This is a genomic window from Corynebacterium sp. HMSC036D02 (assembly GCF_001836165.1).
In the GTDB taxonomy this organism is placed as follows: domain Bacteria; phylum Actinomycetota; class Actinomycetes; order Mycobacteriales; family Mycobacteriaceae; genus Corynebacterium.
Map to the genome: position 1 here is coordinate 23,532 of NZ_KV827683.1, position 12,921 is coordinate 36,452.

At 57.3% G+C, this 12,921-nt stretch carries 9 protein-coding genes and 2 pseudogenes; 5 read left to right on the top strand and 6 right to left on the bottom strand.

What is annotated here, in order from left to right:
- The first annotated feature begins 282 nt into the window (after positions 1–282).
- The 3 genes from HMPREF2743_RS07285 (at position 283) to HMPREF2743_RS07295 (ending at position 3,355) form a co-directional block, all read left to right on the top strand.
- Positions 283–627: a DUF485 domain-containing protein gene (locus HMPREF2743_RS07285; protein ID WP_070818485.1), complete on the top strand. Its 345-nt coding sequence runs from the start codon at positions 283–285 to the stop codon at positions 625–627.
- Between the two features lie 3 nt (positions 628–630).
- Positions 631–2,277, top strand: a complete 1,647-nt coding sequence (locus tag HMPREF2743_RS07290) for a solute symporter family protein (protein WP_070818486.1) — start codon at positions 631–633, stop codon at positions 2,275–2,277.
- Between the two features lie 85 nt (positions 2,278–2,362).
- The gene (locus HMPREF2743_RS07295; RefSeq protein WP_371441231.1) at positions 2,363–3,355 is read left to right on the top strand and encodes a hypothetical protein; all 993 of its coding nucleotides are present in this window, start codon (positions 2,363–2,365) and stop codon (positions 3,353–3,355) included.
- A 23-nt stretch (positions 3,356–3,378) separates the two neighbouring features.
- Here HMPREF2743_RS07295 and HMPREF2743_RS07300 read toward each other — a convergent pair whose 3' ends face one another.
- The gene (locus tag HMPREF2743_RS07300) at positions 3,379–4,305 is read right to left on the bottom strand and encodes a DUF1906 domain-containing protein (RefSeq protein WP_070710649.1); all 927 of its coding nucleotides are present in this window, start codon (positions 4,303–4,305) and stop codon (positions 3,379–3,381) included.
- 124 nt (positions 4,306–4,429) lie between these two features.
- Between HMPREF2743_RS07300 and HMPREF2743_RS07305 the strand changes: the two genes are divergently transcribed.
- Positions 4,430–5,431, top strand: coding sequence for a hypothetical protein (locus HMPREF2743_RS07305; RefSeq protein WP_070710650.1), 1,002 nt, complete (start codon positions 4,430–4,432; stop codon positions 5,429–5,431).
- 31 nt (positions 5,432–5,462) lie between these two features.
- Here the strand turns inward: HMPREF2743_RS07305 and HMPREF2743_RS07310 are convergent, their stop codons facing one another.
- Positions 5,463–5,891, bottom strand: coding sequence for an OsmC family protein (locus tag HMPREF2743_RS07310; protein WP_070818488.1), 429 nt, complete (start codon positions 5,889–5,891; stop codon positions 5,463–5,465).
- A gap of 126 nt (positions 5,892–6,017) precedes the next feature.
- Between HMPREF2743_RS07310 and HMPREF2743_RS07315 the strand changes: the two genes are divergently transcribed.
- Positions 6,018–8,240: a LamG-like jellyroll fold domain-containing protein gene (locus HMPREF2743_RS07315; protein ID WP_070818489.1), complete on the top strand. Its 2,223-nt coding sequence runs from the start codon at positions 6,018–6,020 to the stop codon at positions 8,238–8,240.
- Positions 8,241–8,362: 122 nt separating this feature from the next.
- Here HMPREF2743_RS07315 and HMPREF2743_RS07320 read toward each other — a convergent pair.
- The 4 genes and pseudogenes from HMPREF2743_RS07320 to HMPREF2743_RS07335 form a co-directional block, all read right to left on the bottom strand.
- Positions 8,363–8,902: pseudogene (locus HMPREF2743_RS07320) on the bottom strand (IS256 family transposase); the annotation flags it as partial.
- Between the two features lie 2 nt (positions 8,903–8,904).
- Positions 8,905–9,027 (bottom strand): annotated as a pseudogene (locus HMPREF2743_RS07325) (transposase); the annotation flags it as partial.
- A 375-nt stretch (positions 9,028–9,402) separates the two neighbouring features.
- A complete protein-coding gene (locus HMPREF2743_RS07330) occupies positions 9,403–11,175 on the bottom strand; it encodes an ABC transporter ATP-binding protein (RefSeq protein ID WP_070683882.1) in 1,773 nt (590 codons plus the stop codon).
- Complete coding sequence (locus tag HMPREF2743_RS07335) at positions 11,168–12,916, bottom strand: ABC transporter ATP-binding protein (RefSeq protein WP_070818490.1); 1,749 nt, start codon at positions 12,914–12,916, stop codon at positions 11,168–11,170. The genes HMPREF2743_RS07330 and HMPREF2743_RS07335 overlap by 8 nt, the downstream gene beginning before the upstream one ends.
- Positions 12,917–12,921: the final 5 nt, after the last annotated feature.

Consider the following 12,921-nt stretch of genomic DNA (forward strand, 5'->3'; position numbering starts at 1 on the left):
GAGAGTGAAGAACTGTTAAAAATCCTGCGAAGTTTCGGTTTGCTAAATTAGATTCCCTCTTTGAATTCTCCTGTGGGGGTGCTAGCGGTGAGCTGAAAATGCCTCGTAGATGCAGGGGTGGGGGGTAGTAAAAGTGTGTGTTATTAACTTTTCTTGGCAGGATTTACAACCTTGCAAGAGGGGTTAGGTAACTTACTGTGCAAGGCAAAACGTGATTGAAGACACTACCTTTTGTCTCTCACCGCGGTTTGTGGAGAAAAGACCCTTTGTAAGGAGAGCGACATGACTGACGCACCTGCTTCGATTAACTCGCGCCGCGAACCAACGCCGCAAGAGTTCGTCGAGATGCGTGATAGCCCGCAGTTTGCCAAGCTGCGCGGCACGTACCGCAAGTTCACCTTTCCCATGACTGTGGCGTTCTTTGTGTGGTACGTCCTCTATGTGCTGGCCGCCGTTTTTGCGCCAGACTTCATGGCAATCGAACTTGGCGGAGGTTGGAACGTTGGCCTCATCTTCGGCCTGGCCCAGTTCCTGACCACCTTCATCATCACGTATATCTACGTCAATTACGCCAATAAGAACATCGAGCCGCAGGCAGCGGCCATTCGCCAGGAACTGGAGGGCTAAACAATGCAGACCATTACTTTGGCCGCAGCGGAATCCTCCGCCGGCAATCCGATTCTCAATATTTCAGTCTTCGCGGCGTTCCTTGTCGTCACCATGTACGTGGTGCTGAAAGCCGGTAAGTCCACCAAGGAAGCTTCTGATTTCTACACCGGTGGCGGTAGCTTCTCCGGCCGCCAGAATGGCCTGGCTATCTCCGGTGACTACCTGTCCGCCGCATCCTTCCTGGGTATCGTGGGTGCCGTCGCGCTCAATGGCTATGATGGCTTCCTTTACTCAGTGGGCTTCTTCGTTGCCTGGCTCGTTGCTCTGATGCTCGTCGCCGAGCCGATGCGCAACGTCGGCCGTTTCACCATGGCGGACGTGCTGTCTTTCCGCCTCAAGCAGCGCCCGGTGCGCGTGGCGGCGGCAATCTCGACCTTGTTCGTATCGCTGTTCTACCTCATCGCACAGATGGCTGGCGCGGGCTCCCTCGTGGCCGTGCTCCTGAATATTCACGACTTCAAGTGGCAGGCCGTCGTCGTCGGCATCGTGGGCATCCTCATGATCGTCTACGTCCTCGTCGGCGGCATGAAGGGCACGACCTACGTGCAGATGATCAAGGCCGTGCTTCTGGTGACCGGCGTGGTCATCATGTGCATCCTCACCTTCGTCATGCTCAAGGGCGGCTTCAGCACGCTCTTCACCCAGGCCATTGATATGCACGCTAGCTCCGCTGCTATCAAGGAGGGCGGCTACGAGGCCTCCCAGATCATGGAGCCGGGGCTGAAGTACGGCAAGAACCTCACCACGAAACTCGACTTCATCTCCCTGGGTATTGCCCTCGTTCTCGGTGTTGGTGGCCTGCCGCACGTTCTCATGCGCTTCTACACGGTGCCGACCGCGACCGAGGCTCGCCGCTCCGTTACCTGGGCCATCGTCATCATCGGCGCCTTCTACCTGATGACCCTGGTTCTGGGCTACGGCGCTGCCGCACTCGTCGGCCCGGACCGCATCCTCGCCGCACCGGGCGGTGCGAACTCCGCGGCCCCGCTGCTGGCGCTGGAAATCGGTGGCTCCATCTTCATGGCGGTTATCTCCGCGGTGGCCTTCGCTACCGTTCTGGCTGTTGTCGCCGGCCTCGCCATCACTGCTTCGGCCTCCATCGCGCACGATATCTACCACTCTGTCATCCGCAACGGTGAATCCACTGAGGCTGAGCAGGTTCGCGTTTCCCAAATCACCGTGGTCGTCCTGGGCATTGTCTCCATCATCCTGGGCATTCTGGCCATGACCCAAAACGTTGCCTTCCTGGTGTCTCTGGCCTTTGCTGTGGCTGCCTCCGCCAACCTGCCGACCATCCTGTACTCCCTGTACTGGCGTCGATTCAACACCGCAGGTGCCGTGGCGTCGATGTACACCGGAGTTATCTCCTGCCTGGTGCTCATCTTCCTGTCCCCGGCAGTCTCCGGTACCCCGACTTCGATGTTCCCGAACGCCGACTGGTCCATCTTCCCGCTGTCCTCCCCGGGTTTGGTCACCATCCCGCTGGCCTTCTTCGCCGGCTGGATCGTCTCCATCATGACCCCGCCGGACAACCTGGAAGAACTATCCGCCGAGATGGAGGTTCGCTCCCTGACCGGCGTGGGTGTTGAGGCTCCGGTGGATCACTAAAACGCCTCAATCACACCGTTTCAGGTGGTAGCGAGTAGAATCAAACATCGTGTTTTACTCTCAGCCTTCTCACAGGGCGGCGTCAGTGCGAGCTGGCGCCGCCCTTCTGGCGTGCGTACTCGGAGCAGCCTCTCTAGTCGGGTGCTCGCCAGCGCACGAAGAAGACTCCACGGCTGGCGGTTCAGCGCAGACCAGCGCACGCAAACCTGGCCCCATCACACATCGGAAAGGCCAGTTGCAGCTGGCCGCTGTCCCGGACTCAGTAGGTCAGTTCCTCAAGGGCGATGAGTCCAAGGCCATCACGTATTACCGCATTGAGACTGGCATGCACATGGGCTCGACCACTGAACACCAGCCGCGCTATGCGTTGAGCCTGATCAAGCTCTACATCGCAACCTACGTGCTGGAACGCGGGTCTTTCGAGGACAAGTACGTAGCACTGGATATGATTGCTGATTCCTCCGACGAGAGCGCCGCACAGCTCTTTGAGAAATATCCGCGATCCATCGATGCCATCGCTAAAGAATATGGCTTGGAGTCCACGTCCGCGGGGGAGGACTGGGGGCATTCCATGACCTCTACGTACGACGTTGTGAGGTTCATTGTTCAGCTCATGGAGGATGATCCGACCCATCCTGTGCTGGTGGCGATGTCACACGCCGATGCCGTATCGGCCGACGGATATCAACAGAACTACGGCACCGCGAAGCTGAGCGACGTCGTGGGCTCTAAGTGGGGATGGTCGGACAGCAAGGACCGCCATTCCTCGGTGTCTTTTGGAGAGAACTTCGTCGTGGCTGCGTCCATCGAAGGAAGCGCTCAGGAGCTGACGTCTTATGTACGCAAGGAGATCACCGGTAAAAACCTGGTGAAGGGCAACAACCTGAACAAGGAGGCGCTGGCTAATCCTGGTGCTGTTGCCACGCGCTTGACGACGTCCAGCGCTGCGCCCACTGCGACCTCCACGACAGCGACATCGGCTGCCGCGACATCTTCCTCTTCGGAGCCGTCTTCCTCTGCACCGTCTTCTCGGCCAACGTCTAAGACGTCGGCCTCGAAGACCCCCGGGGTGCGCTAGAATATCGCGCCCCGGGATGGCTATTAGCCCATGGATTGGCGCACGGTGTTGAGGATATCCACCGCGCCGCGCACTTGGTCATTGCTGATGGAAGAACCAGCAATGGTGATGCCATCACTGCTCACACTGGAGCCTCGACCAGTGGGATCCGGCAGGGTGATGTTGGGCAGCGAGACGTTGTCCGGCACGGCCGGGATGTCCTTGACCTTGGGCGGCGTCACCGCGCCTTGGCCCGGGGTCCACTGGCCCCAGTCATTGGCATAGACGGTGTTAATATCGCAGGTCACGCCGTCGATGGTGGCCTGGTTCTTTGCCTTCTGGTGGATGGTGGTGCGCGGGTGAATCTTGCCGCCCGAGCCCCAATCGTGCATCCAGTAGAACTGGCCAATGCGGTCGTTGACGCACCAGTCGATGACGTTGTAATTGCCGTATACGCCGGTCTGGTAGCCAGCGGCGCTCAGCGCCGTCGAGAAGGCCTTGAGGTAAGGGCGGATTTTGTTCTCATACTGAGCGCGGGTGGGGTTGTCATCGATCGCGATGTAGATCGGGCGGCCCGTCGGCCCACCAGCGGCCTTGTGGATGGCGATGGCCTGCGGGGCGTGGACCGCAGCGCCCGCAGCGCCGTTGAGCCAGTCGGCGGTGTCGGCGCGTCCGAACTGGTAGATGGAGGCGGTCTTCAGACCGGCAGCAGCGTTGGCCTTCGTCTCCGCCAGCGTGACCGGCTTGCCCTTCATCCAGTCGGCGCCGGGGCGACGCTGGGAAACATAGCGGATGGCGCCAAGGTGGCCTGCGGCCTTGATCGCGCGCGCAGAAGGGACACCGGCTGAGAAGTCAATGATGGTGCCCACAGCTGGGCCCACAGCGAGGGCGGCAGGTGCTTGGCTGCCTATGGCGCCGGCGGTCAGCGCGAGAGCGCCAGCTTTGATAAGTGAACGGCGGGACAGAGACATAGTGGAGTTCTCCTAGAGGGCTGAGTGCGACGATGAAGGCGAACGCAAAGAAAGTATCTGGGATAACTTTAGTCACAATGGTCTAAAATTTCACCACTGAGCACCCAAAGACGGAGGAATAAGTATGACTGAAGAGCTGAGAATGCGTTTCATTCAGGGCGACAGCGTGTTCCGGCTGAACCACCAGCAGTTCAGCGATGCTGAGGTGCAAGCGGCGCTTCAGGGCTACATCGAGAACTGCCGTCGGAACTCTCAGTGGATCCTCGATACCCGTGAAGAAGGAAACACCCTCGTGGTGGAGCATCTTTTCCCCGCGGAAGAATTCATCGAGGCGAATAATGACCGCCTGCACATCGATGAGGCCTTCGTCGAATCACTGCCCCTGACGTACCCAATCGTGTTTGAGATCCGCTCGGGCTACTTGCGCATCCACAAGCCGCTAGCCAATAAATACGGGGCTCTCCTGTCTGACTTCATTCGTGGCTTGTGGGAAGTGTTGCTGCAAGGGCAGGTGAAATACCTGTGGGATCACGGCTTTGCGCAGTGCGGTGGCGTGGGAACGATGCAACTCAACGCCTATGGTTTGTTGGAGCCGGACGAGCCGATCATCGGGTTTTACCGGGTAGACGTTGACATGCAGCACGAGGCCTGGGTGTATATCACCCCGCAAGGGCTCATTCTGGTTTTTGACGATGACGATGTCCTTGCCTTCGACAAGGTGGACATGCGCAATCCCTCGATTCCTTCAGGAGTCTTTTCTTTTAGCATGCTCAAGGCAGAGGTGGTTGGAACCGGCGGCGGCAAGACCATAAAAACCTCAATGAGCCCGAAAGACCTCGGGGAACTAGACCAAGCGCGGACGGATATCCGCACCATGTTGTCCTCGCCACACCAAGGGCAGCCGCGCCGCATGGTGGATCCGAACCCGCTTCCCTGGCTCGTGGTGGACGGCGAAGAGCTGGGCTATATGGCACAGGCGGACCTGGAGCGCTACTGCCGCCTTCGCAGCGATGCTGGGCGCAACCCCTTCGGGGATGACTCCCACACTATGCAGGAAACCATGGACAACCCCTTCGCCGAATCGTGGGAGGAGAACCCCTCGCGCGACGATAACCCTTTCGCTTAAAGCGCCCCACAGGCGCTTAAGGCGTGCAGCCTTAGGGCTGGGTCGTGCGGAACGTGACGTTGGTGGGGTTTTCTACCGTGCGGGACACGGTGCAGTCCTTGTCGTGGGAGATGCGCACGAGGCGATCCACCATGGACTGGGCTTGGCGGCCGGCGTCGGTATCAGGGAAGCGGAGGGAGAATTCCACGTCGACGTCGCTCAGCCTTGAGGCGCCGTCCTCGTTGACGCGGGTGCCTTCCACATGGACGTCGAAAAGCTCCGGCTCCGTGCGCCGGGAGGTAACTACGTCGACATCCACGGCCGAGCAGCCCGCCACGGCAGCGAGCAACAGCTCGACCGGACTCAGTAGTCCCTCGCCCGAGCCGAATTCGAGGGTCGCGCCCGCAGCATTCGTGGCACGGTAGTGGCCGGTATCTACGCGGGTGACATCGACGTTGTATTTCTTCGTGATATTGCTCATGAGCGTTCATCCTAGCGGCGGATAATCTTTTAAACGGGCGTTCATGCGGTCGTTACGTGGGTGCAAGCTGCGCAGAATACATTTCTGGTGTCTCTTTTGATTTTATTCACTGTGATTGGAAGATCTATGACGTTTCGCCGCCTGCTCGGCACCGTGGTCACCGCTTCGGTGGCCGGTACGTTCCTTATTGTCCCTGCTTCTGCCGATGAGTCGGTGGAAGGCCTAGGTTCGCGCTTCAGCATCGGTGTGCTGCCGGATACTCAGTTCTATTCCCGTTACTCCACCCCGGAAACCGGCAACCTGGCGCAAGCGCGCTACGGTAGCGAGCCTTTTAAGGCGCAGACCGAGTGGCTGGTGAAGAACCAGCAGGCGCTCAACATGGACTTCGCTACCCACCTCGGTGACGTGGTGGACCAGGCGGACGTCGAAGGGGAGTGGAAGGTTGCTGATGAGGCGATGAAGGTCCTCGATGATTCCGACCTGAACTACTCCATCTTGCCGGGCAACCATGACATGATTCAGGATGGTTCGGCGCACCCGTACAATGACTACTTCAGCGCCGAGCGCGCTCAGGCCGCCAACCCGGATACTTTCCAGGAGCGCCACACCGCAGTCAACAACGACTCTGAGTACCACATTTTTGAGGCTGAGGGCCAGAAGTACCTGGTCCTGGCGTTGGGTTGGCGCGCGGATGATGAAGCACTCGAGTGGGCCCAGGGTGTTCTCGATGCGCACCCAGACCTGCCGGTCATCCTCACCAGCCACGAGGTTCTCAACATCGATGGTGCCGGCGAGGTCTTCTACTCCGAGGACTATGGCGAGGGCCTGTGGGACAAGTTCATCAAGAAGAATGACCAGATCTTCTTGACCATGGGCGGCCACCACCACGGCGCGGGCTACCGCGTGGACAAGAACGATGCAGGCCACGACGTCATCGGCATCCTGCAGGACTACCAGATGGCTTACCAGGGCGGCAATGGCTTACTCGGCGTGCTCGAGTTCGATCTTTCCGGCAACGAGCTGGAGATGACCGCACTGTCCCCGTGGGTCGCGCAGAAGCCGGCTGAAGAGCTCACGCAGTTCGACAAGCTCATCCTCGATGGCAAGGGCGATAGCTACCACGTGCCGCTCAACTTCAAGGAGCGTTTCGCTGACTTCGCCCCGGACTGGACCATTGGCGATGAAAACGACCCGGACCTCGGTCAGAAGGCCCGCGACATCGCTGAGGAAGGCTACACCCCGTACACCATCCCGAAGGACCAGCTGCCGGAGGGCCCGAATGACTTCGTGAAGTCCGACAAGACCGTCTTCCACTGGCGCCCGGGGCAGACCAAGAACACGGACGGCAAGCAGCTTGCCGACGGCGACGTGGCCACCGAAGGCGCAGTCATTCCGGATGTCTTCGGTGCTGATGGTGCCGGTGACCTCGTTCGCGAGGGTGGTCCTTCCAACACGGGTGAGCGCATCACCTACACCAAGGACCACCACCCGTTGTCCTCTGATTCTGGCTCCCTCTACTGGTCCGACCCAGCTGGCAAGCTCGCGATGGCAGAGTTTCGGTCCAAGGAAGGCGCGGAGATCAACAAGGTCGATACCTCCGAGGGCTACACCTTTGAGTCCTTCGTGAAGATTCCGAAGGACTTCAACGGCTCTGAGCACGGCTGGGGGAGTGCGCTCTCCCGCGACTCCAGCATCGCCGAGCTTGTCGACGGATCCGAGGACACCGACCCCACCGTCATGTTCGGCATTTCTAACCTCCGTGAGCTGCGCTGGTGGGCGGAACCGAAGGAAGGCGAAGGTTCGACTGTCTGGTCCCACGAGGTTCCCACCGAGGAGTGGATGCACATCGCCGTAGTCAACAAGCCGGATTCCGACACCGTAGAGATGTTCATCAACGGTGCACCCATCCTGCGCAACGCCAAGGGTGCTGAAGGCCTCCTCCCGCGCGACCTGCAGTGGGTTATGGGCGCTGGCTTTGATAGCCGCAAGCCGCAGGACCCGTGGTACGGCTGGATTGGTGAGACCCGCCTGACCCAGGGCGTTCTGGACTCCGACGAGTGGCTCACCGCGCGCCCGGCCGTGAAGGAGGAAGAGCCGTCGAGCTCCACTACGACGCCTACCGAGCCGACCAAGCCTTCTAAGCCGACCAACACGAAGGAGCCTTCTGCCGACGATATGGCTGCGGCCTTCTTCGCAGGCTCCAGCCGTGGCGCGAAGGTTATCCTCCCCATCATCGCCGTCATTGCAGTCGTCGGCGGTGCCGCCTACGGCCTCATCCCGACCATCAACCGCATCTTCGGTCTTAACATCCCGCAGCCGAAGCTGCCGCAGATCCCGGGTCTGAACTAGTTACCGTTCACCCTCCGTCCCCCGACTCACATTGAGGCGGGGGTTTTCTATTGTGATGGCCCTGGGCGGATTTTAGCGGGTTAAGGGTCAAAATGTGTGTCTGGCTCGGCGTGTCGCTGGGGTTAGATTTGGCCTTTTTGGATGCCGATTGAGTGGGTGTACTCGGTGTCGATACCGTTGTCGTAGAGGGCTGGTCGTCCTGTTTCGTGGTCGGCTTGGTTCTCGGTGTGGGTCAGGATGGATACTTTGGCGAGTTGGTCCTGGCCCCAGTGGGACTGTCTGGCGATGCGTAGTGGATCGTCGGGCAGTTCTGTTTTTAGGTACAGCCACCAGTCCAGCATTTTGCGCTGGTGTTCATTTGTTCTGCCCCGGTGAGCACGCGCAATCTCTTTCAGGCGAGCGTTAATCCCGCCTTCAAGACTGTTGGTCGTAGATTTGATGCGGGCAGGTTCTAAGACGCCTTTAGGTTGATTGATGTAGACAAAGAGCATGCCTTGGCGCCATAGATGGTTCAGACTGTTGTAGGCCTTTCGCACGTTGGAATGTGTCCATACCCATGTCCAATTTCCTGTATCAGGGTCTTTAACCCTGGTCCTCTCGTCCATCCACCTGCGGTAGACAGTGTTGAAGTTATGGAGCAATACACCCCAGTCAGCTACCTCACGCGCAGGGATTTTTCGTTTTGGTTGATGCGCTTAGATAGCACCTGGGTGCCGTCGATATCTAAGACGCAAGCGTGGTGAAAGTATTTACCGACGTCCATGCCGATGACATAGTCGTAGGTCATGCCAGACCTCCTAGCGAATTGAATGAGTATGGGACTTATTTCATCGCTGGTGGTCGGACATACTTCACGCTGGCATCCACATTACTTTGAGACCTCGCACATTCTGTGCGGGTCAGGTTCCTATTAGCAGTCTGGAGTATGCCACTGCCTTCGGCGGCATCCCCCCCCGGATCATTTTCAGACAGGGACAAAAACAAGCCATACCGAAGCCAGCGACTAGTTCCACTGCCACAAGGCAGAAGGAACGCAGATAAACATAGCCTGCCCCAGCATGGGGCTAGGAGTACGAATCCTGGGCTCCTTCAAGCGGAACTGCCAACAACGTAATGGGGGAGAAGGGTGCCCCCGCAAACAACGCCGATCTCGGTGCCCGCGTTAATCGCGTCCCGAACTGATTTTCCACCCGCGTGCTGCTTTGCGTTGCTGCCAGAAGTGACGGTAGATACCGGGGACATCGGAAAGCTCAGAATGCGTGCCCAGCTGGCTGACTTGCCCGTGTTCATCCAAGACTACGATTTGATCAGCAGATTTGATTGTATCCAGCTTATGGGCGATGACAATAAAAGTAGATTGCTCCCGTAGCTCGTCCATCGCAGCAAGAATGTTTGCCTCATTTTCTGCATCGAGCGCGGAGGTAGCCTCATCAAAGAGTACAATCGGCGCTTGCTTGAGAAGCGCGCGAGCTACAGATACGCGCTGGCGTTCACCACCGGATAGAAGCCGACCGCCTTCACCAACAGGAGTATGCCACCCTAGGCGGTTGGCAATAGAAGTCACGCCTGAAAGATCAGCTGCGCGGAAGACTTCCTCATCGGAGGCGTCGGGACGACCAACGCGGATATTAGCGATTAACGAGTCGTCGAAGAGGTAGACATCCTGAAAAACCATGGACAGTCTGGACATTAACTGTTCGGTTCCAAGCTCGCGGATATCTACGCCGTCAACCATCACCGCCCCGGAATCTACATCCCAGAATCGCGAAATAAGGCGCGCAATTGTGGTCTTTCCGGAGCCAGAAGGACCGACAATGGCGGTAACGGTGCCTGGTCGAGCATGGAAAGCGATATCTACCAATACTGGTTTATCGCCGTATCCAAACGTGACATTACGCAGCTCTACACTTCCCGAACCATCGCCTGGGCGCGGAGTAGTGGGTTCCGGTAGGGAAGGGGCATCGGTGATGAGCTCAGTTTCTGTGAGCGCGATACGGCCGGCATCTAAACCGACGAAAGAAGAACCCAGCTGCTCAAGCGTGCGGGTAAACCTCAAGCTGATTCCGATGATCGCAATTGTTTCTAGTGGCGATAGGGCGCCTTCAACGGCAAGATCCGCGGAGACCATAATGAGAGCCACAATGAAGATCTGCACTACTATGCCGTTGAGTAGCAAAGCTAATGTGGATACCCATAGCTCGCGTATTCGTGCTTTATGGTCGATTTCTAGCGCTTGCTCTAGTGGCGCAAAAACTTGTGATTGTCCTGCCGCGCGCAGGGCTGGTTGACGGTTAGCAAATTCTACGATGCGCTGGGAGAGCTCTTTACTCGGCCCCAGTGCGCGGTTCGATGCTTTCTCACGAATCCATGCAGCCAACTGCATCACCACGAGCGCCAATGGTGCGATGATAAGAAGGACCGAGCCCAGCTTCGGGTTCCAGAAACACGCTCCTACTAACAAGGTGACAAGTGCCGCGCTATCGCGGTATATCGTTCCTTGAATATGCGCAATGGTCTCGGCCGCCACCATAAAGCGATCTGAAACGAGGCGAGATAGGCCGCCGGTATTAGCCGGTACGAACCAGCCGAGCGGTAGCGTTGCTAATTTATCGCCCACAGTCGTGTGCGCGGCTCGGATGAAATCCAAGGCCGTGTGGTAAGAGGCCATGGTTGCGAAAAATCGTAGCGCAAAAGCTACGAGCGCAATTGCCAAAAGCGTCCACATCCATGGTGCGATCGTCGTATCCCCATCGAGTGCCTTTGTAAGTGGCACGAGCGTGAGAACGGCGAGGCCATCAAGCACGCCAACGATAAGCGATAGACAAGCATACCTTTTATTGAGCTTATGGCCTACAGGACTTTGCAGCTTTTTGACACTGCGAGTGAGTAGCGGATCACGAAGACGCGAACTAACAGGCGTAGTGGCATTAGACATGAGAATTATCCTTCATAGGCTTGAGGCAGATTATTTGGTCTGCTCCTTGGATGGACTCCGGCTTGTGGGCGATGACTAAGACGGTCTTGCCTCTGACGAGTGTGGCTAGAGCTGCTTGAATTTCTGCTTCGCAGTCAGGATCAGTTGCCGCAGTAGCTTCATCCAGGATCAAGATTGGGGCATTGGTAATGATTGCCCGGGCAATAGAAATGCGTTGCTGTTGTCCACCGGATAAAGAGGTGTCCTCACCAACAACGGTGTCGAGCCCAGCCGGTAAAGCGCGAATATCAGCAGCTATGTGCGCAGCCTCTGCGGCTTGCCAGATCTCTTCATCGCGGGCTTCTGGGCGTGCAAGGCGAATGTTTTCCCGAATACTCATACGCAGTAAGTGAGGATCTTGTAAGACGAAAGCCACAATGCGGTACAAACTGTCGAAAGTGAGATCACGGATATCCACGTTGTTGATAGTGATTGTGCCCGAATCTGGATCCTGGAAACGCGCCAACATCGTTGCTGCTGTGGATTTGCCAGACCCGGAGGGGCCAATCAATGCCGTGACAGTGCCTGCATTTAGTTGCGCAGAAAAGTCTTGGAGGACTGGTGTGTCTGGGGCGTAGCTAAAGCTGACCTTATGGAACTCCACCTCCATGTCTTGACTACTGGCATCGAGGCTCTTTTGGCCTTCTTTCACATGGGAAATTGTCATGACTTCATCAAGGCGCAACGCCGCATTGCCAGCGAGCTGGTAAGACCACATCATTTGGCCGACGGTTTGAATCGTGCCCGGGAGCACCAGCGCAATTAACGTTGTTGCGATGACTTCAGCGACCGTGACATAGCCACCAGCTATCAGCAGGGAACCGACTCCTAGATTGATAAGGATGAGGACAGGAACCGCCACCACAGACTCTGAGATTGCGGAAACACGCAGAAGCGGACGTACCCACTCGTAATAGAATTCCGCGAATTTTTGGGCAGCTTCGCGATATCGAGCGTGGGCTTTGCCAACGGTGCCGAAAGCCTTGACGACGGAAATACCTTCGGAGAACTCCACCGCAGTCGCAGAGACCTCACCCAGATAATTATCCATTTCCGCAGTTTTTGTGCCCATATCTTTCATTGAATATGCTTGGATTGCTAGGAAAATGGGCACAGTGGCAATAGAAAGTAGACCAAGGCGCCAATCCAAGATAAAGGCATAAACCAGAAGCGCGAGGGGCGTAAAGATCGCGGCGACCTTCTCTACAGGAGCATGGGCTGTCAGGGTGTGCAGAGTTAACGTATCGTCCTCGACGGCTTTGCGGACTTTGCCGGAATTAGTCTGGCTAAACCACGAGAGTGGTGCTTTCGCAATAGCGGTAATAATTCGGCGCCGGTTAATCCCCACCAACTTTGCATCAGCGAAGTGGGTGATTGCAAGGGCAAGGAAATAGAAGAATAGCTGGCCCAAAAATGCAGCAAGTAGCCATTTCACAATGGACGCGACGTCATCAGTATTGCCGTCGATTAGAGCATTTCCCAGTGCCACCAACGCGACGTAGGGTGCTACGGCGAGTACCGAGGATATAAGCGCGAGAAACTGTGCGAAGTAGATGGTTGTTTGCACTGGGGCCAGTAGTTTTTTTAGAGCGACCTGGCCGGCTTTTAGTTTTGCGCGAGCCTCTTCTTCCGGTGACGCACCGTGTGATTCTGGTGCGTGGGTTCCGCTTGATTCTGTGGAACTTTGTTTTAGTTCAGACATTTCTT

Excerpts from the sequence above, each read along its gene's own strand:
- HMPREF2743_RS07285 (WP_070818485.1), top strand. The coding sequence starts at position 283 with ATGACTGACGCACCTGCTTCGATTAACTCGCGCCGCGAACCAACGCCG.
- HMPREF2743_RS07290 (WP_070818486.1), top strand. The coding sequence starts at position 631 with ATGCAGACCATTACTTTGGCCGCAGCGGAATCCTCCGCCGGCAATCCG.
- HMPREF2743_RS07300 (WP_070710649.1), bottom strand. The coding sequence starts at position 4,305 with ATGTCTCTGTCCCGCCGTTCACTTATCAAAGCTGGCGCTCTCGCGCTG.
- HMPREF2743_RS07305 (WP_070710650.1), top strand. The coding sequence starts at position 4,430 with ATGACTGAAGAGCTGAGAATGCGTTTCATTCAGGGCGACAGCGTGTTC.
- HMPREF2743_RS07310 (WP_070818488.1), bottom strand. The coding sequence starts at position 5,891 with ATGAGCAATATCACGAAGAAATACAACGTCGATGTCACCCGCGTAGAT.
- HMPREF2743_RS07315 (WP_070818489.1), top strand. The coding sequence starts at position 6,018 with ATGACGTTTCGCCGCCTGCTCGGCACCGTGGTCACCGCTTCGGTGGCC.
- HMPREF2743_RS07330 (WP_070683882.1), bottom strand. The coding sequence starts at position 11,175 with ATGTCTAATGCCACTACGCCTGTTAGTTCGCGTCTTCGTGATCCGCTA.
- HMPREF2743_RS07335 (WP_070818490.1), bottom strand. The coding sequence starts at position 12,916 with ATGTCTGAACTAAAACAAAGTTCCACAGAATCAAGCGGAACCCACGCA.